The organism is Aestuariivirga litoralis (genome assembly GCF_015714715.1).
Lineage (GTDB): Bacteria > Pseudomonadota > Alphaproteobacteria > Rhizobiales > Aestuariivirgaceae > Aestuariivirga > Aestuariivirga litoralis_A.
Genome location: NZ_WAHS01000001.1, coordinates 533,626 through 559,412 on the forward strand (window position 1 = coordinate 533,626; position 25,787 = coordinate 559,412).

The window sequence follows — 25,787 nt, forward strand, 5'->3', positions numbered from 1 at the left end:
GCGTCCCGAAGCGTCACATATGCCGGATGACGGCCTTGCCCTTGTCCATGGTGATACAGGCGCGGCCATGTTTCAGGTCGAGCGCGAGATTGCCGAACACTTCGCGCTGCCAACCCTTGGTGGCGGGCACATCGGCGTTGTCGTCCATCGCCAGAGCCTCGATATCACTGGCTGAGGCAACGAGCTTGGGCGCAATGCCTTGCGCTTCGCAGATGATTTTCAAAGCGAGCTTCAGGATTTCGGCGGCTGATTGCGCACTGGCCGACATTTCATCGGGGCGGCCCTTGTTGAAGGGCACTGTGTCTGGATCGCGGGCCAGGCCATCGGCCACCGCCTTGAGGATGGCGGCACCTGTGTTTGAATTGCCGGTGCCACGCGAAACCAAGCGCAGCTCGTTCACATCCTGTGCCGATTGCGGAATCTGGATTGCGATTTCAGCCACCGCCTCATCCTTGAGGACGCGGCCACGCGGTACATCACGGTTTTGCGCCTCACGCTCGCGCCAGGCCGCCACCGACATTAGCACTGCTTGTTGCTTGCGGTTCTGGATGCGGGCCTTGATGCGGCGCCAGCTTTGCTCTGGATCAGCCCGGTAAGTTGAGGGTTCGGTGAGGTTCTTCAGCTCGGCTATCAGCCAGGCTTCGCGGCCGTTCTTGTCGAGCAGCTCTTTCAGCTTTTGATAGACGATGCGCAGATAAGTCACGTCAGCGATGGCGTAAGCCAATTGCTTCTGGGTGAGGGGACGGCGCGACCAGTCGGTGAATTGCGAAGACTTGTCGATGGAGCCACCAGCGAGCTTGCGCACGATGGCTTCATAGCCCACCTGGTCGCCGAAGCCGCAGACCATTGCGGCGATCTGGGTGTCCATCACCGGTTTGGGCAATGCGCCGGCCAGCAGATAGAGGATTTCAAAATCCTGCTTGGCGGCATGGAAAACCTTGACGACTTTTTCATTGGCCATCAGGTCAAAGAAGGGGCTGAGGTCGATGCCGGGCGCCATCGGGTCGATCAGCGCAGCATCGACGGTGCCTGACACCTGGATCAGGCAGAGCTTGGGGTAATAGGTGGTTTCACGCAGGAATTCGGTATCGACGGTAATGAACTCATCCTGCGCCCACTTGTTGCAATAGGCGGTGAGATCATCGGTGGTGACGATGGTGTGGACGGGATTTTGGGTGCCGAGATTGCGATGGGGCATTGTGTCTATGCCTTTCCAAAAACACGTTTGAAGATCGTGTTCACATGTTTGGTGTGGTAGCCGAGGTCAAACAGCTTTTCGAGTTCCTTGGGCGGCAGGTGTGCTGCCACATCCTTGTCGGCCTTCAGCAGGTCGAGGAACTGGCCTTCGCCGCGCCAGACCGGCATGGCATTGCGCTGCACGGCGGCATAGGAGGCTTCGCGGCTCATGCCCTTCTGGGTCAGCGCCAGCATCACCCGCTGCGAATGGATGAGGCCGCCCAGCTTGTCCATGTTGCGCTTCATATTTTCTGGATAGACGAGCAGCTTGTCGATCACACCTGCCAAACGCTTCAACGCGAAATCGAGATGCACGGTGGCGTCGGGGCCGATGCCGCGTTCAACCGACGAATGCGAAATGTCACGCTCGTGCCACAGCGCCACGTTTTCCATCGCCGGAATGGTGGCGGAGCGCACGAGGCGCGCAAGGCCGGTGAGGTTCTCGGTGAGGATCGGGTTGCGCTTGTGCGGCATGGCGCTGGAGCCCTTCTGGCCGGGAGAGAAATATTCCTCCACTTCCAGAACTTCAGTGCGCTGCAAATGGCGGATTTCGGTGGCCACCCGCTCGACCGAGGAGGCGATCACGCCCAAAGTGGCAAAGAACATCGCATGCCGGTCACGCGGGATGACTTGGGTGGAGACGGGCTCCACTTTCAAACCCAGCTTCTTGGCCACATAGGCCTCGACTGATGGATCAATATTGGCGAAGGTGCCGACAGCACCTGAAATGGCGCAGGTGCCCACGTCTTCACGTGCCGCCTTCAGGCGCTCTTTGGCACGGGAAAATTCGGCGTAGGCGAAGGCCAGCTTGAGGCCGAAAGTGACAGGCTCGGCATGGATACCGTGGCTGCGGCCGATGGTCGGCGTCATCTTATGTTCAAAGGCACGCTTCTTCAGGGCGGCGAGGACTTCATCCAAATCAGCCATCAACAAATCTGCGGCGCGGGTGAGCTGGATGTTGAAGGTGGTGTCCAGCACGTCCGACGAAGTCATGCCCTGGTGCACGAAGCGTGCTTCGGGCCCTACGATTTCCGAGAGGTGCGTGAGGAAGGCGATAACGTCATGCTTCACTTCCGCTTCGATGGCGTCGATGCGGGCCACGTCGAATTTCGCGTTCTTGCCCTTTTCCCAGATTTTCTTCGCAGCGGCTTTTGGCACAATGCCAAGCACGGCCATGCGGTCAGCTGCGTGAGCTTCGATTTCAAACCAGATCCGGAACCGGGTTTCGGGCGCCCAGATTTGGGCCATGTCTTTGCGGGTGTAGCGCGGAATCATCTAATAACTTTCGGGGGGTACGATTTGTGTCGTCCCTGTAACGTATCTTGCCCCCGGGTGCGAGTCCGTATTCTAGAATGCCTTGAAGGTGACCACGGTGAACGTATCCCGGATGCCGGGCACGGTCTGAACCTTCTGGGCGATGAAATGGCCGATGTCTTCATCCTCACTCAGATAGAATTTCACCATCAAATCAAACTCGCCGGCGGTGGAGAAAATCTCCGAAGCGATTTCGGCATCGGCAATGGCATTGGCCACTTGATAGGATTTGCCGAGCTCACATTTGATCTGGACGAAGAAGGCGCGCATTCACTGGGTCTCTGGTGCAATGGTCTGATACTGACCGTTGTTCCACGAAAACCACGAGAAGTGCAAGTCCGCAAGATCGCCTTTGGGATCAAAGCTCAAGGGGCCAAGGCGGGTAGTGATGGGCTGGCCGGACCTCGCCCAGGCCGCCAAAGCGGCTCCGGCATGGGGGCCCTTGGCCTGTGCGGCGGCCGCATAAACCTCGACGGCAGCATAGGCGGGCAGGGTGGGGCCATCGGTGGCGACGTTCAAAGATTTCAGCTCTGCCGCCAGATCGCGGCCTTCGCGCGTGCCCATCGGGTCGGCGGGGAAACTGACCAGGGTGGCCTCTCCAGCCGCACCGGAGGCTTGCCAGAAGAGATCGGCCAGCAGACTGTCAGGACCATAGCGCCGCAGGCTCAGGCCCGCTGCTTCGGCTTGGGCAGCCAGATGCCCGGCATCGGTGGCGGAGGCAGCAATGTAGAGCGTGTCGATGCCCGCTTCCTTCATCCTGCCGATCAGGTCGGCATAGTCTTTCTGATCGGGGGTGAAGGAGGCGATCAATGTGGCGCCCTTTGCATAGGCGGCGGCAAAACTCTGGGTGATGGATTTCATTGCCGGTGTGCCATCGTCCAGCAAAGCCAGCTTGGCTTGTGGCCGTTTGGCCAGCACGCGCTTGGCGGCAAAAGCTCCCTGCGCATCCATGCGCGCGGCGAGGCGCAATACATTGGACAGACCCGATTCGGTGAGGGACGGCAGCATGGCGGCGGGCGAGATCATCATCACGCCGGCCTTGTCCAATACGCGAGCGGCAGCGAGAGAAGGATTCGAACAGAAAGACCCGATCACCACATCGGCTTTGGCTTCGATCAGCTTTTGGGCGGCATCTTCGGCCTTGGCACTGTCGCAAATATCATCAGCCGAAATCAGGGTGAGTGTTTCGCCCTTGATGCCGCCCCTGGCGTTAATCGCATCGACAGCAGCCTTGGCGCCGCCCAAGAGCTGTTGTCCAAAAGGCTGGTATTGGCCGGAGAGCGGCGCCTCCACGCCGATGACGATGTCAGCCTTGGCCGTGTTGATCCCGGCCCATGCCATTACAAGGAACAGCCCTGCAACGGCAGATCTGATCATCCATTCTTCTCTCTGGCGCGCTTGACGGCGGGGCGCTCGCCCATGCGCTTGAAATGATCGTTGAGGCGTGGATATTGCGTGATGTCCACGCCGTCATTCGGCAGCCAGGTGCAGATATTGTAGAGATAGCCATCCGCCGTGGTGAATTGCTCGCCCATGACCCACGGGCCCTTGAGCAAATGGTTCTCAAAGATCGACATGCATTCATTCATGTTCTGCGGCACTTTGATTTTGAGGTTCTCAATCACCGCCGGATCATCGCTCCAGCGATAGCCGCGCCGGTTATGGGCGTGGTTCACATGCACGGTGGAGGACAGATAGGAGTTCACCGCCTGCATTTCGGCAAAGTGAAACGGATCGGCGGGTGCGAGTTTGGCTTGCGGATGCGTCTGTGCCACATAGGCCAGCAAAGCCACGTTCTCGCTCAACACACCTTCTGGCGTTCCAAGTGCGGGCACGCGGCCCTTTGGGTTCTTGGCCAGATATGAAGCCGAGCGCTGTTCCCCGCCGGGGAAATCCACCCGGTACATTTCATAGTCAGCGCCTGCTTCTTCCAGGGCAATGGCCGTGGCGAGAGAACAGGTGCCGGGTGCAGCGTAAAGGGTTAGCTTGGCGCTCAAGCAACACCCTTTTCATCGAGCAGCTTCTTCAATTCGCCGGACTGGAACATTTCCATCACGATATCGCTGCCACCGACAAATTCGCCCTTGATGTAGAGCTGCGGAATGGTGGGCCAGTTGGTGTATTCCTTGATGCCGTTGCGCAAGGCTTCATCAGCCAGCACGTTTACATCCTTGAACGGCACGCCGAGATGCTGAAGGATTTGCACAGTGCGGCCCGAGAAGCCGCACATCGGCATATCAGCGGTGCCCTTCATGAAGAGAACGATGTCGTTGGTCTTCACTTCATTGTCGATCTGTTCGTGGGTCGTGGCCATTTGATTATTCCTGTGGGGTTGATGTTTGAAGGGCAAGGGCATGAAGCTCGCCACCCATGCGGCCCTTGAGGGCGGCATAGACCAATTGGTGCTGCTGCACGCGGTTCATGCCCTTGAAAGTGGGCGAGATGACATTGGCGGCATAGTGGTTGCCATCGCCAGCCAGATCGCGAATCTCAACGCTGGCATCGGGGATGCCTTCCTTGATGAAGCGTTCAATATCCTGGGCGCTCATGGCCATGGGCGGAAAATCCTTGTTCGGTCTCCTAAATAAGCCCTCACGCAAGGGATTACCAGTGGCATAGCCACATCCTTGATTTGCAGGGCGCGCGGAGATAGACCGTGGCTGCAATTTATGATTTGCGCTGCTGGGCCCAAGCCCGCTGCGCTCACGAGGGAGTCCTCATGACAGTTTCACGCCGCGGTTTTGTGTTGGGTGCTTCTTTGCTGGGCGGCTGTTCGGTGGCGCAGGCGTCCAAACTTCTGGTGGCCCCGACCAAGAATGCCGCTGCATCTGCACCTGCAGCGCCCGCCGCCCCGGCGACTGCCGCCGCCCCGCAGCCTTTCGTGCCCTCGGCCCAGCCCGCACCTGCCTCCGAGCCGTTCCATGTGAAAATGGATGAATGGCGCAATCTGGATTTTAAATACCAGCGCCAGAAGATGGCATATGCATCCGACCAAGCGCCGGGCACCATTGTGGTCGATGCGGGGGGCTGCTTTTTGTATTACATTCTCGGCGGCGGGCAGGCGATACGCTATGGCGTTTCACTGGGCAAAGCCGCCCATGCCTGGACGGGGCAGGTGGTGATCCAGAAACTGGCTGTGTGGCCTGTCTGGGTGCCCGCACCCTATCATCTGCAGCAGATCCCATCCCTGGTGAAATGGATCCACGGCATGCCTGGCGGGCCGGATAATCCGCTGGGCGCGCGCGCCATGTATCTCTATCAGGGCAAGGTGGACACAGTGAACCGCATCCATGGCGGGGCGGCGATCGACATGATCGGGAGCAAGAAAACCGCTGGCTGCATCGGCATGCTGAACTGCGATGTGATCGATCTCTATAACCGCGTCCGGCTGGGCACCAAGGTTGTGATGGTGGCCGGCAAGGGCATTTTCGGCTAAGCGCTGGCCATAAACTCCGGGAACCAGCCTTCATGGGCGCGGCGGATTTCCGAGATGGAAAGCGCTACCGCGCTGCCGATCTTGAGCGTGGCTTCGGCTGTAACCTCGCCTATGATTTCGGCGGGAACCCCTTGCTCTTGTGCGGCTGACAAAAGAGTCATCGCCTTGTCCGGCTTGGCGCTGATCATATAGCGCGCCTGATCCTCGGCGAAGAGGGCCACATGGTCGAGCGCTTCGAGCTTCACACCGAAGCTGGTGGGCAAGGCCATCTCGATCACCGCGGCAGCAAGCCCACCGTCGGACAGATCATGCACAGCGGTGACATTGCCGGCATGGATGGCGGCACGCACGAAATCGCCGTGTTTTTTCTCACGTGCCAAATCAACCGGCGGCGGGGCGCCTTCTTCGCGGCCCAGCACATCGCGCAGATAGGCTGACTGGCCCAGTTCCTGGCCATGGCCACCGATGAGAATGATCACATCGCCCGCCTGCTTGAAGCGGCTGGTCATCATCTTGGAGAGATCAGGCAGCAGGCCCACACCACCGATGGTGGGCGTGGGCAGAATGCCTTGTCCCATGGTTTCGTTGTAGAGCGAGACGTTGCCGGAGACGATGGGATAGTCGAAAGCCTTGCAGGCTTCGCCGATGCCTTTTAGCGCGAACACCAACTGGCCCATGATTTCCGGGCGTTCGGGATTGCCGAAGTTCAGATTGTCGGTGATGGCGATGGGCTCGGCGCCCACGCAAGTGAGGTTGCGCCAGCTTTCGGCCACGGCCTGCTTGCCGCCTTCAAACGGATCAGCCTCGACATAGCGCGGCGTCACGTCGGACGTGACGGCGATGCCCTTCTTGTCATTGATGCGCACCACGCCGGCATCACCGCCGGGGATCTGCGCCGAGTTGGATTGCACCAGCGTGTCATATTGTTCCCACACCCAGCGGCGCGAGCACATATCGGGCGAACCCATCAGCTTCACCAGTGCGGCACCCAGATCATTCGGCGCAGGCACAGATTCTGGCGCAAGGCGCGCGCGCTTCTTGGGCTCCACCCAAGGGCGATCATATTCGGGCGCGTTGTCGCCCATTTCCTTGATTGGCAGATCGGCTTTCACTTCGCCGCCATGCTTGATGATGAAGCGCAGCGTATCGGTGGTGGTGCCGATGACAGCAAAAGCCAGGCCCCATTTCACGAAGATGGCTTCGGCTTCTTTTTCCTTCTCGGGCTTCAGCACCATGAGCATGCGCTCTTGGCTTTCTGAGAGCATCATTTCATAGGCGGTCATGCCGGGTTCGCGGCAGGGCACTTTGTCGAGATCAAGCTCGATGCCGAGATCGCCCTTGGCACCCATTTCAACCGCTGAACATGTGAGGCCCGCAGCCCCCATATCCTGAATGGCGATGACGGCACCGGAGGCCATGAGTTCAAGGCAGGCTTCCAGCAAGCACTTCTCAGTAAAGGGGTCGCCGACCTGTACGGTGGGGCGTTTTTCAGCCGCCTTCTCGTCGAATTCGGCCGAGGCCATCGTCGCACCATGGATGCCGTCACGGCCCGTCTTGGCACCGAGATAGACAACCGGCAGTCCCACGCCCTTGGCCTTGGAATAGAAAATCTTGTCGGCATCGGCGAGACCCACGGCCATCGCGTTGACGAGGTTGTTGCCATTGTAGCGCGCGTGGAAATTCACCTCGCCGCCCAGCGTCGGCACGCCGAAGGAATTGCCATAGCCACCCACGCCCGCCACCACACCGGAGACGAGATGCTTGGTTCTGGGATGCGAAGGCTCGCCAAAGCGAAGCGCGTTCAGCGCGGCGATGGGGCGGGCACCCATGGTGAACACGTCGCGCAAAATGCCGCCAACGCCGGTGGCCGAGCCTTGATAAGGTTCGATGAAAGACGGGTGGTTGTGGCTTTCCATCTTGAAGATGATCGCCTGGCCGTCATCAATGTCGATCACCCCGGCATTTTCACCAGGCCCGCAGATTACGCGCTTGCCGGTGGTCGGCAATGTCTTGAGCCATTTCTTGGACGATTTGTAGGAGCAATGCTCGTTCCACATCGCCGAGCAGATGCCCAATTCGGTGAAGGTAGGCGCGCGACCGAGAAGGCCGAGGAAACGCTCATATTCATCGGGCTTCAGCCCGTGCTGGGCAACGAGTTCGGGGGTGATGGCGGGTTCGGCTTTGCTCATGGGGCTCGTTTAGACAACAGGTTTTGGATTCACAATTCTCTTGTGCGGGTTTTGAGACGCGCCAGCAGATGGTCCACCGTGACCACGACCAGACCGAGCGCGAAGAAGAAGGCGAGCAGGAACACAACATTGCGCAGCACGATCAGGTAGCCCAGCGTTCCGGCGTCCAAAAAGGGGTAGGGATAGAGCCCCGTCAGTGCTCCGCGCGACACCGCGTAAACCACATAGGCGAGGCCGGGTGCCAACCAAGTGAAACTGTCAAGGTAAGCCGTCGCGCCCTTGGGTACAAAAATCAGCCAGTAGAGAATGAATAAGGCTGGCGAAATGTAATGCAGCGAAATGTCGAGGAGTTTGAAAATGCCCTGCGGCTCCCAGATATCCTGCAACACCGCGATATAAACGCAGGCCACGATGGCAATGTAGAGCGCCATGGCGGCCTGCCATTTGGGGGAACGCAGAATGCTGCTCTTCCAGTTCAACAGTGACGCCAGATAGAACAGCACCACGGCGATGTTGGTGAGAATGGTGAAAAAGCTAAGCACATTCACCATGCTGCCCGCAAAGCTCATGCCCTTTTCTTCAAAGGCAGGCACGCTGACGATAAATTGGGTGATGACGGCAAGCGCCACAAAGGCAGCCCCCAGCATTTCATAAAAGCGTTGAAGGGGGCGGCCTGCGCCACTCATGCCGCGAGGAGACCCTCAAACAACGGCAGGCAATCCTGCTTGCCATGCAGCTTTTCGATCATGTTTTCGGGATGGGGCATCATGCCGATCACGTTGCCGGCTTCATTGCAGATGCCGGCAATGTCATTGGTTGAACCATTGGGGTTGGTGCCTTCGGCATAGCGGAACACCACGCGGCCTTCACCTTCCAGTCGCTTCACGGTTTCGGCATCGGCGATGTAATTGCCTTCTCCGTGCGCCACGGGGCAGGAGACGACGCTGTTTTTTGGCATCGTCCTGGTGAAATAAGTTTCATTGTTTTCAATGCGAAGGCGCACTTCCTTGCAGACGAACTTGAGTTGCGCATTGCGCAGCAGCGCGCCGGGTAGCAGGCCTGCTTCGGCGACAATCTGGAAGCCGTTGCAGACAGCCAAAACCTTCAAGCCTTTCAAGGCTTTGGCTTTGACATCTGTCATGATGGGTGAGCGGGCGGCAATGGCGCCGCAGCGCAGATAGTCGCCGTAAGAGAAGCCGCCAGGCACCACCACCAGATCAACGTCAGGCAGCGTCGTGTCCGTGTGCCAGACGACATGGGGCTTGAACCCCGTGGTCTTTTCCAGCGCCATCACCATGTCGCTGTCGCGGTTGATGCCAGGGAAGAGAAGGACGGCGGATTTCATTAGGTAGTCCTAAATTTGTTATGCTCTGTTTCAAGCTCTAGTGAACAAAGAAATTCAAAAAAATATTGAAGATTGTCATCTTCGATCACATGAAATTTTATCGTCATTTGCAGAATTTTTTGGATACTCTCATCAAATGCCTTTTTGAACTCGAGGTCATTTCGCAAAAGATCAGTCCTTGACCCGACGGTGGTATAAGTTACCTTGCGTCCAGTCGTATTTCGAGCAAGCAAGAAAGCAAACGTTGAGCCGGATGCAGTTCCGTTTACATGTTGCCGGATCCGCTTCCTTAGGTCTCGCGCCCGGCCTACATAAATTGGTCGATCACCTTGAAAAAAAACATAAACTCCAGGAGAATTAGGGAGTTCATTTCTTGCTCTTTCAAAAGAGACAGCAGCACCTTTTTTCAACGCCGCAAGATGTTGGCGCGCGTCCTTCAAAATCCCAGAGAACTTTGTACCAAGTTCTACAGAGTCTCCGAAATCGATGACGCTCGAACTCATCATAATTAGCTCAGTTCTATCTCGTAATTCTCGATAACCGTATTGGCGATCAGTTTTTCGCACATGGATTTGAGTTGGGCTTCGGCCTTGGCCTTGTCCGTCTCAGCCAGTTCGACTTCGAAATATTTGCCCTGGCGCACGCTGTTCACGCCGCCAAAACCCATTGAGCCGAGGGCGCCTTCAATGGCCTTGCCCTGCGGATCGAGGACGCCGTTCTTGAGCGTCACTTTGACTTTGGCTTTCATGAATCAGTCTTCACCAGTTTGGGCTTGGCGCGTTCGGGCGCTTCACCGGGCTGAATGATACCGAGGCGGCGCGCCACTTCCTGATAGGCGTCCGTGAGGCTGCCCAGATCACGGCGGAACACGTCCTTGTCGAGCTTCTGCTGGGTCTTAATATCCCAGAGCCTGCAATTGTCCGGCGAGATTTCATCGGCCAGAACCACGCGCATCATGTCGTTCTCGATGTAGCGGCCATATTCCATCTTGAAATCGACCAGCTTGATGCCGATGCCGAGGAAGAGGCCCGAGAGGAAATCATTGATGCGGATCGACATGTGCATGATGTCGTCCATTTCCATCGGCGTGGCCCAGCCAAAAGCGGTGATATGTTCTTCATTCACCATCGGATCGCCGAGCTTGTCGTTCTTGTAATAGCATTCGATGATCGAGCGGGGCAGCGGCGTGCCTTCTTCCAGCCCGAGGCGCTTGGCCAGCGAGCCGGCGGCGACATTGCGCACGACGATTTCCAGCGGAATGATTTCAACTGAACGCACCAGTTGTTCGCGCATGTTGAGCGAGCGCAGGAAATGCGTGGGCAGACCCATCTCATTGAGCTTCAGGAAGATGTGCTCCGAGATGCGCTGATTGAGTACGCCCTTGCCTTCGATCACGGCCTTCTTTTCGGCGTTGAACGCGGTCGCATCATCCTTGAAGTGGACGATCACTGTATTCGGCTCCGGGCCTTCATACAGAATCTTAGCCTTGCCTTCATAAATGCGGGTGCGCTTGCCGTTCATTGACAAAATCCTCAAAACTAAACCTCGGGAATCACACTAACATAAGGGGGTAGGCTGCGGTGGAATCTCGCGCCCCCTGTGGAAAGCGGCCTTCTAGGACCTCTTGGTGCGGCGCACAATCGATTTTTCGCCTTGAACCGAAAGGGTTTTATCACCACATGAAAACAAGAGCTTGCCCTTCAGCTTGTCGCTGTCGCAATATCAGGCTTGATAACATTTTACGGGGACCAAAACATGACCACTTTTGACAAGCGCGAAATGGCCGAAGAAGGCAAGTTTGCCCATGATGCTGAAAAGCTTTTCAAGATCCGCGCGCGCCGCGCCAAGCTGGTAGGCCAATGGGCTGCCGGGAAGCTGGGCTATGCCGGCGATGAGGCTGATGCCTATGCCAAATCCCTGATCTTGGCTGACCTGGAAGAAGATGGTGATGCGGACGTTGTGCGCAAGCTGAAGGCGGATTTCGCCGCCAAGAAGATCGACGTGTCTGACCACCAGATTGAGCGCACACTGGCTGAAAAGCTGATCGAAGCCGAAAAGCAATTGCAGGCTGGCGCATAATGGATCTGCGCGCCCGGCTGCATGATGGCACGCCGTTTCTGTTTTCATGGATGGGTATTGCCGGTGCCAATCTGGCCGGGCAGGTGGCCCGCGCCGGCCTTGATGCGGTAGCGCTTGATCTGCAGCACGGCCAGATCGGCATGGACCAAGCGCAGGCCATGGCGGCCGCAGTTGTTGCCGCGGGCAAGCCCGTGATCACCCGTGTGTTGTGGAATGATCCGGGCTTGGTGGGCCAGGCGCTGGATTACGGGTCTTCCGTCATCATAGCACCGATGGTGAATTCGGTGGAGCAAGCCAAAGCACTGGTGAAAGCGGCGAAATATCCGCCGCTGGGCCAGCGGTCCTGGGGCGGCTATGCGATGGTGCAGGCTTCCGGCAAAACCATGGCTGGCTACCTCAAAGATGCCAACCGCGACACGTTTGTATTCGCCATGGTGGAAACTGTGGAAGCGCTGGACCTGGTGGAAGAAATTGCCGCGGTGCCTGGTTTGGACGGGCTGTTTGTCGGCCCCAGCGATTTGTCGATCGCACTTTCCAAGGGCCAGGAATTGAACCGCGTTTCTGCCGCCAACCTGGTGGCAATGAAACGGGTGCATGAGGTGGCCAAGAAGAATGGCTTGGTCTCAGGAGCTTTCGCCGGCACCTCTGAAATCATCAATCAGTATTATGCGATGGGCTTCACCTTCATGGCGGCGGTGACTGACAATGATGCCTTGAAGATGGGCATTGGTGCGATTGCAGCCGGCGTGAAATAACGACAAATTACGGGCCTGTTCTTCATTCTTCATTCTCCACGCCGCCTTAGTTAACTGGCGGCCGTTGGTGATCGGCGTAAATTAACGATGCGGCGAAATGAGTTCCCGCATCGGAAGGCTGGAGCCACGCGCCATCCCTTCCGCACATGATATGTGTGATTGGGCAGGGTGCTGCTTTGATCGGTCAGTACGTGTTCAAATCCGCCTGGATAGGCGGTTCTCTCTGCCTTTGCATGTTGCTGGCAGTGCAGATTTTCGGGCACACCACGGTTGAGGCCTATCTGCGTTACTACATGATTGGCTTTGCGCATTGGCTGCCCTATGGATTGCCGGAATTCCTGGCGCGGGTGAAGGCTTCCTTGCTGCAGGCGATTTGACCTTTATTCCCAATCGGCTATTGCTCTGGGCATGACGCTTCCTTCTGCCCAGGCCCAGATTCTTGATCGTTTGATTGCCCTAGTTGAAGGCGCAGGCCCATTGCCAGCGCAGACCGACAAGTATTTCACCAACACCTCGCGCATCGTGGCCGATCATGGCGATGTGGAAGTGACCTTTGCCGTGTTCATGCGCCGCCGCGTGGTGGCTGCCCTTGAGCCGGTGATCCGGCTGGTCACGCATTTCGTGCCGGATGCCAAGATCAAACGCTTTGTCGCCGAAGGCGAAGTGGTGCCCTCCGAGCACAAGCTTCTCGAAATCACCGGCTCAATGAAAAAGCTGTCGGAGATTGAAACGCTGCTGCTGCAGAAGACGGGCTTTCCCTGTGTCGCCGCCAACAACGCCTATGAAATGTGCATGGCTATTCCGGACGCTGGTTTCATGGATATGCATGCGCGCCATGGTTCGGGTGCTGAGATGAACATTCTGGCCGCTTACGGCGCCAAGGTGGGCAGCGAGGCGGCGCGTGCCGCCAATCCCAAGGTCAAAGGTTTCATCGGTTCATCGCAGGATCTTACTGCTCCGTTTTTCGGAGCAGGAGGCGGCATGGGAACCATGCCCCACGCGCTGGTCGGCTATGCAGATGGCGATGTGCTGAAGGCGATGAAGCTGTTTCATGAAACGCTTCCCGAGGCGAAATCGCTCATCGCGCTGGTGGACTACACAGGTGAGGAAATTGCCGACAGCCTGCGTTGCGCCAAATGGTTCTTTGATGAGGCGAAGCTTGATCAGGCCGGCAAAGCATTCGGCATCCGGCTTGATACGCATGGTGGCCGGTTTGCCGAAGGGCTGGACTATGAAAAGTCCGTCGATGTGGTGGGCGACTGGCTGAAGGTGCGCGGCGAATATTCGATCGTGGAAACCGTGCTGGGCGGGCGCACTGTGCAACTTGACCCGACCAACATCCTGATCGACAAGGTGCGCCGCATTCTGTTCGGCAAAGGTGTGTCGGTTGCGGCCATCATCCATGCGCGCCGTGCCTTGGACAAGGCGGGGTATACGGCGGCACAGATCGTTGGCTCGTCCGGATTTGATCCGCAAAAATGCCAGATCATGGGTGCAGCTCGTGCACCTATCAACACGGTGGGTACCGGCTCTTTCCTGCCTGCCACGCTGACTGAAACCTACGCAACTGCCGATATCATCAAATATGGCGACACCACCCGAGTGAAGATAGGCCGGGAGTTTTTACTATAATAAGGCCAATGTTTTGCGTTGAACGAGCATAAGCGCAAAGCTGCAGTTCTCATTGAGGAGGCCACTTCACTGGGAGACTGTTATGAACAAATTTTCTATCGCGTTGCTCGTCACTGCGACTGCCTTTGGATTCCAGGCCGCTGACGCCAGCGCCAAGGTGCATCACAAACACAAGAGCCATCACAAGGCGATGCATTATGCATCGGCAGCCGTGGTGGCCCGTATTGACATCAGCTCACAGCGTCTGACGGTCAGCGTGAATGGCCAGAACTATGGCAGCTGGCCGGTTTCCACAGCGCGTGCCGGCTATCACACGCCGCGCGGCACCTATGGTGCGATCCGGATGGCGCGGGTTTATTATTCCAAGAAATATGACATGTCGCCGATGCCGAACTCAGTGTTCTTCTATGGCGGCTATGCCATCCATGGCACCTATCATGTGAGCGGCCTTGGCCGCCCCGCCAGCCATGGTTGCGTGCGCCTGGCACCCGTCAATGCGGCCCAGCTTTACTCGCTGGTGGCGCGCTACGGAATGGGTAATACGCGGATTGTGATTACAGATTAATCACAAGATAGGTGGCTAAACCCGCCGTCTCTTCATCTTCAAAAAATGTTAATAGAAGTTAACGGGCCCCTTGCGGGGCCTCGCAAGCTCTGCGTAAATAAGGAACGGGGCAACTTACATTTTTGGAGACAACATGCGCAGGCTTCTTCTGGGGCTCATCTTGCCCCTTTCATTTATTATCATGAGCGCTTCGGCGCAGGCCGCATTCGGCGACCTTTTCAGACCGCGTCCGAATTTTGGTTCGCCCGGCAATGTGGTGGCCCATATTGATATCTCGAGCCAACGCCTTGATCTGACCGTAAATGGCATTCCTTATGGCAGCTATGCCGTATCCACCGCGCGTGCCGGTTATCACACGCCGCGTGGCCGCTATGGCGTGACCCGCCTGGCCAAGGTTTACTATTCCAAGAAGTACGACAATGCGCCGATGCCGAATTCGGTGTTCTTCTATGGCGGCTATGCCATCCATGGCACCGGCCACATTGCCAATCTCGGCCGCCCGGCCAGCCATGGCTGCGTTCGTCTCGCCCCGCAGAATGCTGCAATGCTATTCAGCCTGGTGCAGAAGTATGGCGCCCGGCACACCCGCATCATCCTGACCGATTGATGAGCCGCGTTGCCCTTATAACGGGCGGCGCACAGGGCCTGGGAGCCGCCACCGCTCAGAAACTTCTGCGCGGTGGTTTTTCCGGCGTCCTGCTGCTGGACCGCAATGCCGACAGGCTGGCGCAGGAGGCCAAGGTTCTGGCTCCGCTGGGCCGGGTGGAAACCCTGGCGCTTGATCTCGCCGATGATGTCACGCCCAAGCGTGCTGTTGCTGCTTGCGTTGAGAAATTCGGGCGGATCGATGTGCTGTTCAACGCCGCCGGAAACACGGCGCGGGGCAGCATTGCCAACGCCACGTTGGAAACCTTCCACGGCCTGTTCGATGTTAATGTCAAAGCTGCTCTGTTCATGATGCAGGAAACTGCAAAAGTGATGAAGGCGCAGGGCGGCGGCACCATCGTCAATGTGTCTTCGATGATTGCCTATGGCGGCCTGCCGCAGCTCGGCGTCTATTCCGCCAGCAAGGCTGCGCTCAATGCGCTGACCAAGCATGCCGCGCAGGAATTCGCCTGGGACGGCATTCGCACTTTCGCCATCGCACTCGGCTGGGCTCTCACTGAGGGTGAACGCGCAGTGCAGGCGCGTGAAGGAGCCCCTGCGGATTGGGCTGAAAAATTCGGTTCTGAATTGCCGGCCGGACGGCACATTGTGCCGGAGGATGTGGCGGAGCTGATGGCCTATCTGGTTTCACCCGCCGCGCAGATCATGAATGGCGCGATCATTGATTTCGAGCAGATGCCGGTGGGCATGTACCGCGCGCACCCGGCGATGAAGAGCTCAACCTAGTTCAAGCAGATTGATTTCCGGCGGCGCACCGAAGCGGATCGGCAGGTCCGAAACGCCAAGTCCGCCTGACACGATGAGATGGCAGCCGTCCTCGATGATGTGACCATAGGTGTATTTGCGACCATAGGCGGACGGAATGTAAGGCGCGTAACCCGCGATGCGGATCTGCCCGCCATGAGTGTGGCCTGACAATGTGAGCGAGACATGCGAGGGCATGTTGGCGAACATATCCGGCTCATGAGCCAGATGAATGATCGGTGCAGCATCCGTCACCTGCGCCAGCGTGCCATCAAGATCGGCCATGCCGACCAGCATGTTGCGGCCACGGAAAGCGACCAGGCTGTCGGTGCCTGTCACCCAGAATGGGATGCCATCCTTGTTGAGGCGTAACGCCCTGTTGGACAGAACTGGGATGCCGTTATCCTCGAAGGCGCGCTGGGCCTCTGGCGGGCCCTGACGGGTGCGCTGGGCATTTTTGTCGCCCCACCAATCATGATTGCCATTGATTGAATAGACGCCAAGCTTGGCGCGGAGCAGTCCGGCGATCTTGGCGGTCTCACCAATCGGCACCGTGCCGGAGCGGAATTTGAGGCCGGACACATAATCGCCCAGCATGAAAATGATATCAGGCTCCAGCGCATTCACCGCGTTGATGACACTGCGCCAGCGGGTGAGCGGAAACCATGGCTCCACCACATGCGGATCGGCGATCACGGCGGCGCGCAGTTTCAGGCCCGGTGTCCAGTTTGGTGGCGTGAAAGCATAGGCCGTGGTGTTGAGCAGAAAACCCGGCTCAATCACCACGCCATAGGTGGCCATTCCGAGGCCAGCCGCAGTCATGGCGCCAAAACTTTTGATGAAGGTGCGTCGGGTAATCATAATGCGCGGAGCCTAACCCAGCTAAAGTGGCTTTTCCGTGTTACTATCCCGCTTGCTATTGCTGGTGAGGGCCTCTTTCAGGCACCAATCGCGGAACAGGGTTACCAGAGGATTAGCGGCCTGATTGGGCGCCGACAGGATGTGATAGGCAAATTGCGGTGGCGCGCGCAGTGCCAGCTCAAACGGCTTCACCAGACGGCCGCGCGCCAGATCGTCAGCCACCAAGTTTGAATCACCAAGCGCCACGCCCATACCGTCAATGGCGGCTTGCACGGCAAATGATGTCTGCTGGAAATGCAGTCCCGACTTGTCATCAAAGTCAGCAATGCCGGCGGCGGCCATCCACATTTTCCAGTTCGGCCAGGCGGCGCCATGGCCCTCCCAATCCAGATGGATGAGTTTGAACTTCAACAGATCACGCGGGGATTTAAGCGGGCGTTCCTTGGTGATGATAGAGGGGCTGCAGACGGGGAACACCTTGTCCTGAAACAGCAACACGGAATCGAGGCCCGGATAATTGCCGTCGCCAAAGCGGATGGCGACGTCGACATCATCGCGGTCAAAATCCACCGGCACATGGGTCACGTCGATGCGCACATCAGCACCGGGTGCTATTTCGAGAAAGCGGTCCAGGCGCGGCACCAGCCATTTTGCGGCCAACGAGGGCGAGGCGGACACTTTGAGCTGGTTGCGATTCTCCAGCCGCTTGATGCGTTTGATGGCGCGGCCCAGCATTTCGAGGCTTTCGCTGCACGCGGTTAACAGAATCTCACCTTCGCGGGTCAATGCCATGGACCGGCTGGTGCGGTTAAACACCGTTACACCAAGCTGATCTTCGATCTCTTTGATCTGGTGGCTAATGGCCGCCGGGGTGACGCCAAGTTCTTGTGCGGCTTTGGAAAAACTCATGTGGCGACCGGCTGCGGTGAACGCCCGCATTGAGCGCAAACCGGGGAAACGTTCTAGGAGTGAAATCACCATCTTCAAATTATCCTAACAGATAAAATGAGAATTAGTCGTTATTCCGCCGTTATTCAATGGTGTATATAATGATCATCAAGCGAATTTAAAGAAAGTTAACGCCATGACCAAGATTGCTACAAACTCCGCCAAGTCGGTTTCCTCCAAGGTGCGCAACTTCGCCCGTGAATTGTTCACGGTTGATCCGGCCATTAGCCGCATGCTCGACAACACCTATGTGGCTGTTCAGCTGAACAACCGCATCTGGATGGTCTGAGTTTAATCTCTCCTCGAACGGCCGATCCCCTCGGCTGTTTCCCCAAAGGACCGGTGGCGCCATCCACCGGTCTTTTTGCGCCTACACAAGGATTTCGAGCAGGCGCTTGAGAATGAGGTCTCGGCCCTTTGTGCCCAGTTCGGTTGAGGCCTGTGCCGCCGTCTCTGTGTACCAGCCTTTGTTCTCCCGATGCCTCGCCATGTCCACGGCTTCCGGACACAAAGCCATCATCAATGACGTCTCGCCAATTCCAGCGTGATCGAAGGGGAAACCCTCCATCACCTCGCGCGACATCAGCGGATGGATTTTCACAAGGTTGAACGGGTCATCGCCGCCGCGATCCTTGGCGTAATAAGCCGCCATATCCTTTTTGCCCCACCAGCCTTCGCCGCGCTGTTCCTCTACAAAGCGGAAGCAGGCTTGGCGCGCGCCCAACCGGAAGGACAGATCGGTCGGCATGCCATTGGCGAAGTTTTCCGACTGGTGATGGATGATGCCGTGAATGTTTCGGAAGCCGATTTTCAGCAGGCCGTAAAACAGTTCCTCCGCGAAGGGTGCGAGTGCCTTGCCGTTAACCTGCACTGAGCCATTGCCTTCCGGCTTCTCCACCGCATAGCTGGCCGCGCCGTAATAGAAGGGCGGCAGGATCACGATGTCGCGCTGCTTCTCGACAAGCTCCAGCATGCGGATCACCACCAGCGTATCCATGCCGAGGCCCAGATGTTCGCCGTGATATTCGAGCACGCCCAATGGCAGCACGACAGGCGTATTGTTCGCGATGGCTTGCCGCAGCTGATGCGGCAACATCAGCTCGTAGCGCATTACTTGCCTTTCCAGACCGGCGGGCGCTTCTCAGCGAAGGCTTTTGCACCCTCCAACTGGTCTTCGGATGAATAGAGCTTGTCGACGGTTTTCAGCTTGCGCTTGGTGACCATATCAAAGGCCTGCTGCACGGGCAGGTGGCCCGTTTCGCGGTCCACTTCCTTGATCGCCGCGAAAACCAGCGGCGGGCCGCTGGCCAGTTGGGCCGCCACTTCACGGGCGCGTTCCATCAATTTATCAGCGGGCAGGATTTCGTTAATCAGGCCCCAATGCTTGGCCTCCTTGGCATCCACCGTGCGGCCGGTGAACAGCATTTCCATCGCCACATGATAGGGAATGCGGCGGGGCAGCTTGATGGTAGCGGCATCGGCTACTGTGCCGGAGCGGATTTCGGGCAGCGCGAAGGTCGCGTGCTCAGCCACCAAAATGATGTCGCATGAGATCATGATTTCAAAGCCGCCGCCGAAGGCCAGGCCATTCACTGCGCAGATCACCGGCTTGTTGAGGCCGGGCAATTCCTGCAGGCCGCCGAAGCCACCCACGCCGTAATCCGAGTCCGGTGCTTCACCGGCGGCGGCGGCCTTCAAATCCCAGCCGGGGCAGAAGAACTTTTCGCCAGCACCTGTGAGGATCGCCACGCGCAATTCCGGATCATCACGGAATTTGGCAAAGGTTTCGCCCATGATGCGCGAGGTGGCGGCATCAATGGCATTGGCCTTGGGCCGGTCCAGAGTGACTTCGAGGACAGCGCCTTTTTTCTCAACGCGGAGGGGGGATGACATTTTTACGACCTCTTTCTGATCAAAGCATCGGCGGCCACGGTACCATTGGACAGCACAAAGAGCGGGTTGATATCGAGTTCTTCCAAGGTGGCTTCGTGCGCGGCAGCAAAAGCGGCTACGGCTTCGATGGCCGTGATGACGCTTTCGGTGTCGCCCTTTTTGCCACGAAAGCCTTCGACCAATTTCCAGATGCGCAAGGATTGCAGCGCGCGGGTGATTTCGGCGCGGCTGGTAGGCAGCAGAAGCGTGGCGCTGTCCTTCAGTAGTTCTGTGAGAATGCCGCCAGCGCCGACCACAAGGGCCAGGCCGAATTGTGGATCGCGCTTCACGCCCACGATCAATTCGGTGACCGCACCTTGCACCATCTTCTCAACCAGAACTTCGGGCCCGAGCTCGGCCATCTTGTTGGCGGCGAACTGGGCTTCGGCTTCGGTCTTGAGGTTCAAAGCCACGCCACCGGCTTCGGTTTTGTGGGCGATGGATTCTGAAGAGGTTTTTACCACGACAGGAAAGCCTAGCTTTGCTGAGGCTTTGCCGGCTTCGGCGATCTTCACCACTGCGCCTTCGGGGACGGTAAGACCATGTGATTTCAGCAGCTGCTTCCCAGCCGCTTCAGTCAACAATTTCGCTTCCTCGTACCCGCTTTTGTCCGGATGACGAAGGGTGGGGGGTGGTTCGTTGCGTGCCCAGTTCTCGCCGATGAAGGCTGCGGCTTCGAGAGCGGTGAGCGTGTCGTCAAAGCCCATCATCGGCGCGATGCCATCGGCGGTGAGCTGCACCATCATGGCGCGCGTCATGTTTTCCGGGAAGGTGGCCAGCACCACGGCGCGCGATTTGTTGGCCTTGGCGGCGGCACTGAAGGCGCGGGCGGTTTTCAACCAAGCAGCAGGGTCGGTTTGCGGCAGCGCCGGGGTGTCGAGGATCAGCACGCCGCAATCAAAGCCGCCCGAAAGTGTTGCGGTGAATGTAGCAGTGAGCTTCTCCTCATCGTTCCAGATGAAGGTGTGATAGTCGAACGGATTGTCAACCGAGACGAATTCATTGAGCGATTGCTTGATCTTCGGCTTGGTTTCTTCCTTGAAGGGCGGGAAGGACACTTTGCGCCCCACCGCCATGTCGGCGATCAGCGCGGCTTCGCCGCCGGAGCAGGAATGCGACACGAGGCGGCCGCCGGGCAGGGGGCCGCCGTGATGCAGAAGCTTCAGGGCTTCCGCCAGTGCCGTGACGCTGGTGACGCGCGCGATGCCATAGCGTTCGAACATCGCGTCATAGAGCTGGTCTGCACCGGACAGCGACGAGGTGTGGCTCATGGTGACCTTGGCGCCCTGTTCGGACTTGCCGGTCTTGATCGCGACGATGGGTTTCTTCTTGCTGCGCGCCTTGGCCGCGACCGCTGCAAAAGCCGAGACATTCTTGATGCCTTCAATGTGCAGGCCGATGGCGGTGACGCGCGGGTCATCCACCAGCGTATCCACCATGCGGGTAATATCCACATCCGCCTGGTTGCCCATGGTGAAGATCGCGGCCAGCGGCAATTCGCGCTGAGTAGTGGTGAGGTTGACGGCGATGTTGCCTGATTGCGTGATGATGGCGACACCCTTGTCGCGCACCTGAATGCCATGTTCATCGGGCCAGAGTGCGGCACGGGAAAGCCCGTTGACGAAGCCATAGCAGTTCGGCCCCATCAGCGGCATGCCGTCTGCGGCTTTCAGCAATTCAGCCTGCAAATCCGTGGCGCCAGCTTCGGCAAAGCCCGCGGCATAGATCACAGCGCCGCCGCAGCCCTTGGCCCGCAGCTGGCGCACGATTTCCACTGCGGGTTCACGCTTCACCGCGATGAAGGCCGCATCGATGGGGCCTTCGATCTCATCAACCGATTTTACGGTCTTGATACCGCCGAGTTCTTCGCGCTTCGGGTGAACGGCGTAGATATTGCCGGGGAATTCAAATTCGCGGGTGCGCTTGATGGCAATCGCGCATTCATTGCCGCCGACGAAGACGATGGATTTAGGATTGAGGAAACGGGAGAGAGACATCAGCCACCCAGCGGACGGAGCAAAGCGCGGCTGATGATGTGGCGCTGGATTTCGGATGTGCCTTCCCAGATGCGTTCGACGCGCGCGTCACGCCAGATGCGTTCCAAGGGCAGGTCACTCATCAGGCCCATGCCGCCGTGAATCTGGATGGCTTCATCGGCCACCATGGCCAGCACTTCGGTGGCCTTGAGCTTGGCCATGGCCATGTCCATTTCCTGAACAGTGCCCTGGTCATATTTCCAGGCGGCTTCGAAAGTGAGGAGTTCAGCGGCCTTCAGCTCCATCGCCATGTCGGCGAGCTTGAAGGATACGCCCTGGAACTTGCCGATCTGCTGGCCGAATTGCACGCGGTCCACCGCCCATTGCTTGGCGAGATCGAGTGCGCGTTCGGCGCGGCCGAGGCAGGTGGAGGCCACTTGCAAGCGTGTGGCCCCGAGCCAGGCACCGGCCACTTCGAAGCCCTTATGCACTTCGCCCAACACTTGCGCCTTGTTCACGCGGCAATCGTTGAATTCCAGAATGCAGTTCTGATAGCCGCGATGGGAGACGTTCTTGTAGCCGTCGCGAACGGTGAAACCGGGCGTGCCCTTGTCGATCAGGAAGGCTGTGATCAGCTTCTTCTTGCCGCGCGGGGTGTCCTCCTCGCCGGTGGCAGCGAACAGGATCACAAACGTGGCTTCGTCGGCATGGCTGATGAAATGCTTGGTGCCGTTGATGACGAAATCATCGCCGTCAGCCTTCGCGAAGGTTTTCATGCCGCGCAAGTCAGAGCCGATGCCGGGTTCTGTGAGGGCGAGGCAGTCTGAGGCTTTGCCTTCAATGGCGGGGAACAGGTATTTCTTGCGCTGCTCTTCATTGCAGGCGAGCAGGATGTTGGACGGGCGGAACACGCAGTTCCAATGCAGCGCGTAAGAGGCGCGGCCGAGCTCGCGTTCGTAGAGGCACCAGGTCAGCGTATCGAGACCCGCACCGCCCACTTCGGCTGGCATGTTGGCGGCATAAAGACCGGCCTGCATGGCCTTGGCCTTGATCTCGTCGCGCAGTTCGGGGCGCAGGATGCCGGTGGCCTCGATCTCGGCTTCATGCGGGAAAAGCTCGGCCTCCACGAAATCTCGGGTGGTCTTGACGATGAGCTTCTGTTCTTCGGTGAGATTGAAATCCATGAGGTCCTACTTAATGTGGAATGCTTCGATATGGCCGTCCATCGCAACGTCCTGGCCATTGATCATGAAGGCGGCGGGGCTGGCCAGAAAGACTGCGAGGGCCGCAATTTCATGCGCTTCAACAAAACGTTCCAGCGACTGGCCCGCGACAAGCTCGCGGGCCACACGGTCAAAAGGCATGTTGCGCAGGCTCGCCTCGCCCTGGATCACGCGGTTGATGCGGTCGCCCGCTACGCCGCCGGGGCAGATGGCATTACAGCGCACATTGTAGGGCCCAAGCTCAATCGCCAATGATTTGGTGAGGCCGATCACTGCCCATTTGGCGGCGGCATAGGGCGTGCGGTTGCCGAAGCCATATTGCCCGGCATTGGACGACATGTTGAGGATGAGGCCGGATTTCTGCGCCTTCATCACCGGGGCGGCGCGGCGGGCGCAGAGGAACTGCGCATCGAGGCAGATCTCGATGCATTCTTTCCACTCGGCCAGGTCGATGTCATCGACGGGTGCAGTGGGGCCCTTGATGCCGGCATTGTTGATCATCACATCGAGCCCGCCCAAATCTTCCAACGCATCATCGAACCAGGCATCGATTTCTGATTCTGAGCGCACATTGACCTTGGTGGCGGCAATGTCGGGGAAATCCTTGCGGAAGATTTGCAGCGCCTCGTCATTCACGTCGCAGATGTGGACCTTGGCACCAGTGTCGTGGAACGCCTTAGCCATGGCGCGGCCAATGCCGGAGGCGGCCGCAGTGATCATTACGCGTTGCGCCATCTATTCCTCCATGATGCGGGCTGCGCCGGACACGCGGATCGAGCTTCCAGACACATCGGAAAATTCAGCTGTGAGGCGCGAGGGTGAACCCATGTCATCGCCCTGATGGATGCTGATCTTGCCACCATGCGGCCATTTCAAATCGCGCAGATAGCCCGCAAAGGCCGCAGTGGAAGCGCCGGTGGCGGGGTCTTCATAGACACCGCCTGATGCGAAAGGGTTGCGGGTGTGGAACAGTTGCGGCGTTTCAGAAAAGACCAGCAGCACGGTGACCAGGCCATATTGGTTCATCAGTTTGCGGCCCTGGGCGAGATCGTATTTCATCGCGGAAAGTGCGGCGCGCGATTTGAGTGCGAGCACGAAATGATGAGCCCCGCCGTGGATCAGAGCAGGGGGAATGGCTGGATCGAGATCGGCCGTTGTGTAACCGAACAGGTCTCGCACCTGAGACACCAGAGATGCGGGCGCTTTGGCGGAGCGGGTGGGCGGCGATTGCAGGGCGGCGTGCATGGCGCCGTCTTCGACGTGGCCTTCCACCGTGATGTTGGCCTTGTTGAGTGCGAGCTTATAGACGCCGCCGCCATGCTTGCGGGCTAGTGCCGCACCCAGCGCGATCGTGGCATGGCCGCAGAAGGGCACTTCGGATTCCGGCGAGAAATAGCGCACGCGGAAACCTTCCGGCGTGGGCACGGCGAAGACGGTTTCGGAATAGCCGAGATCAGCTGCGACGTTGCGCATGTCTGCATCCGGCGGCATGGCATCTTCCAGCACAACGCCCGCGGGGTTGCCGCCGCGGGTGCCATCTGAAAAGGCCGCTATGCGCAGGACATTCACGCTCGTTACTTCTTCTTCTTCTTCTTGTTTGATTTCTTGTCAGATTTTTTGGCTGGCTTCTTTTTCTTGGTGGCTTTCTCTTCACGCTCCAGCGACAGGCCTGAGCCGATCTTGTGCTTCTTGAAGAGCTTCATCATGTCCACCAGGATGGCGTTCCGCTTGGCTTCGATCTGGGCCACGCTGCGGCCAGCGGCCTGGGCATCAGTGCCGTCGATCAGGCGCTTCTCGAGAGCGTCATTCCATTTGGGGAATTTGAGATCGGTCCAGGGCAGTTCCAGCGTGGGATCAAACTGCTTCATGAAATCGCGCATGCCGCCGGGGCCGCCGCCGACATGATATGTCATGAAGGAACCCATGAAGGCCCACCGCATGCCGGCGGAATAAACGATGGAGTCATCGATGTCACCGGTGGTCCCGATGTCCTTATCAAGGATGTGCAGTGCTTCGCGCCACAGGGCTTCCTGCAGGCGGTCACAGATATAGCCGTCGATTTCCTTTTTCAGGCGCAGCACCTGCATGCCCACTTGCTGGAAGTAAGCGTCGGCGCGGTCAAGCGAAGCTGCGTCGGTCTTGTTGCCGGGCACCAGTTCAACAAGCGGCAAAAGATAGACCGGGTTGAACGGATGGCCGATCACCACGCGCTCAGGATGCTTGATGCATTGCGATTGCAGATTGCTGGGCAGGAAGCCTGAGGAGGATGACGACAGCACCACGTTGGGTGCGGCAATCGCATCGAGATCGCGGAACAGCTTGATCTTCAGCTCTTCGCGTTCGGGGGCAGCCTCATGGATGAACTCGGCCTTCGATGCCATCTTTGCCAGATCAGTCGTGAAGGTCAGCTTACCCTTGTTCTTGGACTTGCCGCGCAGTGCGTCGAGTGAGGGCCACGCCGTCTTGATGGCGGCCTTAAGCTTGGCTTCGGCGGCGGGGGATACGTCATAGGCGATGACGTCGATGCCGCGGTGCATGGCGCGAGCTGCCCAGCCTGCGCCGATGAGGCCGGTGCCGGCAATGCCGATGGTCTTGATTGTCATTCCACATTTTCCATTTCAAAAAGTTCGTTCTTGGCGCCCGAAGCTGCGAGCAAATGTACATGCTGCAGGCGCCTTGCGTCGCCGCGGTAGGCTTCAAAATCTTCCATCGAGGAAAAAGTAACGATCTGCATTTCGCGCAGGCCATCCTTCGTCCTCAGGCGGCGCTCCAAGGTGCCGCCATAGTCCTTGATCAAGGGGATCACCTGGCCTTCGTACTCACCAAAGCTGGCAACACCGCCAGCAGGAATGGTTGCAACCATGACCAGAGTGAGTGCCATTTGAC

General features: G+C 58.3%; 32 protein-coding genes. 9 read left to right on the forward strand and 23 right to left on the reverse strand.

The features are described 5' to 3' along the window. Window positions 1–13 precede the first annotated feature (13 nt). The 7 genes from rnd to F8B91_RS02750 form a co-directional block, all read right to left on the reverse strand. Window positions 14–1,198 (reverse strand): ribonuclease D, encoded by a 1,185-nt coding sequence (gene rnd / locus F8B91_RS02720; protein WP_196502181.1) that lies wholly within the window; start codon window positions 1,196–1,198, stop codon window positions 14–16. 5 nt (window positions 1,199–1,203) lie between these two features. Then, window positions 1,204–2,511 carry an adenylosuccinate lyase gene (gene purB, locus F8B91_RS02725; RefSeq protein ID WP_196502182.1) on the reverse strand — a complete coding sequence of 436 codons (1,308 nt, stop codon included), beginning with the start codon at window positions 2,509–2,511 and terminating at the stop codon, window positions 1,204–1,206. A gap of 72 nt (window positions 2,512–2,583) precedes the next feature. Further along, window positions 2,584–2,820, reverse strand: a complete 237-nt coding sequence (locus tag F8B91_RS02730) for an Lrp/AsnC ligand binding domain-containing protein (RefSeq protein WP_196502183.1) — start codon at window positions 2,818–2,820, stop codon at window positions 2,584–2,586. After that, entirely contained in the window at window positions 2,821–3,927 is a 1,107-nt protein-coding gene (locus F8B91_RS02735; protein ID WP_196502184.1) for a branched-chain amino acid ABC transporter substrate-binding protein, read from the reverse strand. It lies immediately after the preceding gene. Next, window positions 3,924–4,547 (reverse strand): glutathione S-transferase family protein, encoded by a 624-nt coding sequence (locus tag F8B91_RS02740; protein WP_246714945.1) that lies wholly within the window; start codon window positions 4,545–4,547, stop codon window positions 3,924–3,926. Before F8B91_RS02740 ends, F8B91_RS02735 begins: the two co-directional genes overlap by 4 nt. Continuing rightward, entirely contained in the window at window positions 4,544–4,864 is a 321-nt protein-coding gene (grxD, locus tag F8B91_RS02745; RefSeq protein WP_196502185.1) for a Grx4 family monothiol glutaredoxin, read from the reverse strand. Before grxD ends, F8B91_RS02740 begins: the two co-directional genes overlap by 4 nt. Window positions 4,865–4,868: 4 nt before the next feature. Further along, on the reverse strand, window positions 4,869–5,105 hold the full coding sequence (locus tag F8B91_RS02750) for a BolA family protein (RefSeq protein ID WP_196502186.1): 237 nt from the start codon (window positions 5,103–5,105) through the stop codon (window positions 4,869–4,871). Between the two features lie 164 nt (window positions 5,106–5,269). Between F8B91_RS02750 and F8B91_RS02755 the strand changes: the two genes are divergently transcribed. Beyond that, window positions 5,270–5,986, forward strand: a complete 717-nt coding sequence (locus tag F8B91_RS02755; protein ID WP_196502187.1) for a L,D-transpeptidase — start codon at window positions 5,270–5,272, stop codon at window positions 5,984–5,986. Here the strand turns inward: F8B91_RS02755 and purL are convergent. From purL to purC, 6 genes are read right to left on the reverse strand one after another with little or no spacing between them, the layout of a single operon-like run. Next, window positions 5,983–8,175, reverse strand: a complete 2,193-nt coding sequence (gene purL / locus F8B91_RS02760) for a phosphoribosylformylglycinamidine synthase subunit PurL (protein WP_196502188.1) — start codon at window positions 8,173–8,175, stop codon at window positions 5,983–5,985. The two genes, F8B91_RS02755 and purL, sit on opposite strands and share 4 nt — an antisense overlap. Window positions 8,176–8,204: 29 nt before the next feature. Then, entirely contained in the window at window positions 8,205–8,861 is a 657-nt protein-coding gene (locus tag F8B91_RS02765) for a Pr6Pr family membrane protein (protein WP_196502189.1), read from the reverse strand. Then, window positions 8,858–9,520, reverse strand: coding sequence for a phosphoribosylformylglycinamidine synthase subunit PurQ (gene purQ / locus F8B91_RS02770; protein WP_196502190.1), 663 nt, complete (start codon window positions 9,518–9,520; stop codon window positions 8,858–8,860). The genes F8B91_RS02765 and purQ overlap by 4 nt, the downstream gene beginning before the upstream one ends. Continuing rightward, window positions 9,520–10,026, reverse strand: coding sequence for a GIY-YIG nuclease family protein (locus F8B91_RS02775; protein ID WP_196502191.1), 507 nt, complete (start codon window positions 10,024–10,026; stop codon window positions 9,520–9,522). Before F8B91_RS02775 ends, purQ begins: the two co-directional genes overlap by 1 nt. Window positions 10,027–10,028: 2 nt before the next feature. Continuing rightward, complete coding sequence (purS, locus tag F8B91_RS02780) at window positions 10,029–10,268, reverse strand: phosphoribosylformylglycinamidine synthase subunit PurS (protein ID WP_196502192.1); 240 nt, start codon at window positions 10,266–10,268, stop codon at window positions 10,029–10,031. Next, window positions 10,265–11,041, reverse strand: a complete 777-nt coding sequence (gene purC / locus F8B91_RS02785) for a phosphoribosylaminoimidazolesuccinocarboxamide synthase (protein ID WP_196502193.1) — start codon at window positions 11,039–11,041, stop codon at window positions 10,265–10,267. Before purC ends, purS begins: the two co-directional genes overlap by 4 nt. 234 nt (window positions 11,042–11,275) lie before the next feature. Here purC and F8B91_RS02790 point away from each other — a divergent pair, with 234 nt between their 5' ends. The 7 genes from F8B91_RS02790 (at window position 11,276) to F8B91_RS02820 (ending at window position 15,943) form a co-directional block, all read left to right on the forward strand. Next, window positions 11,276–11,599 carry a DUF1476 domain-containing protein gene (locus tag F8B91_RS02790; RefSeq protein ID WP_196502194.1) on the forward strand — a complete coding sequence of 108 codons (324 nt, stop codon included), beginning with the start codon at window positions 11,276–11,278 and terminating at the stop codon, window positions 11,597–11,599. Beyond that, window positions 11,599–12,354 carry an HpcH/HpaI aldolase family protein gene (locus F8B91_RS02795; protein WP_196502195.1) on the forward strand — a complete coding sequence of 252 codons (756 nt, stop codon included), beginning with the start codon at window positions 11,599–11,601 and terminating at the stop codon, window positions 12,352–12,354. Before F8B91_RS02790 ends, F8B91_RS02795 begins: the two co-directional genes overlap by 1 nt. 176 nt (window positions 12,355–12,530) lie before the next feature. Continuing rightward, on the forward strand, window positions 12,531–12,731 hold the full coding sequence (locus tag F8B91_RS02800) for a hypothetical protein (RefSeq protein WP_196502196.1): 201 nt from the start codon (window positions 12,531–12,533) through the stop codon (window positions 12,729–12,731). Window positions 12,732–12,762: 31 nt separating this feature from the next. Next, on the forward strand, window positions 12,763–13,986 hold the full coding sequence (locus F8B91_RS02805) for a hypothetical protein (RefSeq protein WP_196502197.1): 1,224 nt from the start codon (window positions 12,763–12,765) through the stop codon (window positions 13,984–13,986). A gap of 190 nt (window positions 13,987–14,176) precedes the next feature. Further along, entirely contained in the window at window positions 14,177–14,551 is a 375-nt protein-coding gene (locus F8B91_RS02810; protein WP_196503867.1) for a L,D-transpeptidase, read from the forward strand. 133 nt (window positions 14,552–14,684) lie between these two features. After that, complete coding sequence (locus F8B91_RS02815; RefSeq protein WP_246714946.1) at window positions 14,685–15,158, forward strand: L,D-transpeptidase; 474 nt, start codon at window positions 14,685–14,687, stop codon at window positions 15,156–15,158. Further along, complete coding sequence (locus F8B91_RS02820) at window positions 15,158–15,943, forward strand: oxidoreductase (RefSeq protein WP_196502198.1); 786 nt, start codon at window positions 15,158–15,160, stop codon at window positions 15,941–15,943. Before F8B91_RS02815 ends, F8B91_RS02820 begins: the two co-directional genes overlap by 1 nt. On the opposite strand, the gene F8B91_RS02825 is transcribed toward F8B91_RS02820, so the two are convergent. Together F8B91_RS02825 and gcvA are read right to left on the reverse strand one after the other, a co-directional pair. Next, window positions 15,935–16,822, reverse strand: coding sequence for a metallophosphoesterase (locus tag F8B91_RS02825; protein WP_196502199.1), 888 nt, complete (start codon window positions 16,820–16,822; stop codon window positions 15,935–15,937). The two genes, F8B91_RS02820 and F8B91_RS02825, sit on opposite strands and share 9 nt — an antisense overlap. Before the next feature lie 21 nt (window positions 16,823–16,843). Beyond that, the gene (gene gcvA, locus F8B91_RS02830) at window positions 16,844–17,803 is read right to left on the reverse strand and encodes a transcriptional regulator GcvA (protein ID WP_196502200.1); all 960 of its coding nucleotides are present in this window, start codon (window positions 17,801–17,803) and stop codon (window positions 16,844–16,846) included. A 103-nt stretch (window positions 17,804–17,906) separates the two neighbouring features. Here gcvA and F8B91_RS02835 point away from each other — a divergent pair, with 103 nt between their 5' ends. Then, window positions 17,907–18,059 (forward strand): hypothetical protein, encoded by a 153-nt coding sequence (locus F8B91_RS02835; protein ID WP_196502201.1) that lies wholly within the window; start codon window positions 17,907–17,909, stop codon window positions 18,057–18,059. An 81-nt stretch (window positions 18,060–18,140) separates the two neighbouring features. On the opposite strand, the gene F8B91_RS02840 is transcribed toward F8B91_RS02835, so the two are convergent. From F8B91_RS02840 to F8B91_RS02875, 8 genes are read right to left on the reverse strand one after another with little or no spacing between them, the layout of a single operon-like run. Then, complete coding sequence (locus tag F8B91_RS02840) at window positions 18,141–18,881, reverse strand: creatininase family protein (RefSeq protein WP_196502202.1); 741 nt, start codon at window positions 18,879–18,881, stop codon at window positions 18,141–18,143. Next, window positions 18,881–19,663, reverse strand: coding sequence for a carnitinyl-CoA dehydratase (locus tag F8B91_RS02845; RefSeq protein WP_196502203.1), 783 nt, complete (start codon window positions 19,661–19,663; stop codon window positions 18,881–18,883). Before F8B91_RS02845 ends, F8B91_RS02840 begins: the two co-directional genes overlap by 1 nt. A 2-nt stretch (window positions 19,664–19,665) precedes the next feature. Then, the gene (locus tag F8B91_RS02850) at window positions 19,666–21,699 is read right to left on the reverse strand and encodes an acetate--CoA ligase family protein (RefSeq protein WP_196502204.1); all 2,034 of its coding nucleotides are present in this window, start codon (window positions 21,697–21,699) and stop codon (window positions 19,666–19,668) included. Beyond that, complete coding sequence (locus F8B91_RS02855; protein ID WP_196502205.1) at window positions 21,699–22,862, reverse strand: acyl-CoA dehydrogenase family protein; 1,164 nt, start codon at window positions 22,860–22,862, stop codon at window positions 21,699–21,701. Before F8B91_RS02855 ends, F8B91_RS02850 begins: the two co-directional genes overlap by 1 nt. A gap of 6 nt (window positions 22,863–22,868) precedes the next feature. Further along, window positions 22,869–23,636, reverse strand: coding sequence for an SDR family oxidoreductase (locus F8B91_RS02860; protein WP_246714948.1), 768 nt, complete (start codon window positions 23,634–23,636; stop codon window positions 22,869–22,871). Continuing rightward, the gene (locus tag F8B91_RS02865) at window positions 23,637–24,470 is read right to left on the reverse strand and encodes a PhzF family phenazine biosynthesis isomerase (protein WP_196502206.1); all 834 of its coding nucleotides are present in this window, start codon (window positions 24,468–24,470) and stop codon (window positions 23,637–23,639) included. Between the two features lie 5 nt (window positions 24,471–24,475). Beyond that, the gene (locus F8B91_RS02870) at window positions 24,476–25,504 is read right to left on the reverse strand and encodes a 3-hydroxyacyl-CoA dehydrogenase NAD-binding domain-containing protein (protein ID WP_196502207.1); all 1,029 of its coding nucleotides are present in this window, start codon (window positions 25,502–25,504) and stop codon (window positions 24,476–24,478) included. Then, the gene (locus F8B91_RS02875) at window positions 25,501–25,782 is read right to left on the reverse strand and encodes a hypothetical protein (RefSeq protein ID WP_196502208.1); all 282 of its coding nucleotides are present in this window, start codon (window positions 25,780–25,782) and stop codon (window positions 25,501–25,503) included. The genes F8B91_RS02870 and F8B91_RS02875 overlap by 4 nt, the downstream gene beginning before the upstream one ends. Window positions 25,783–25,787 lie beyond the last annotated feature (5 nt).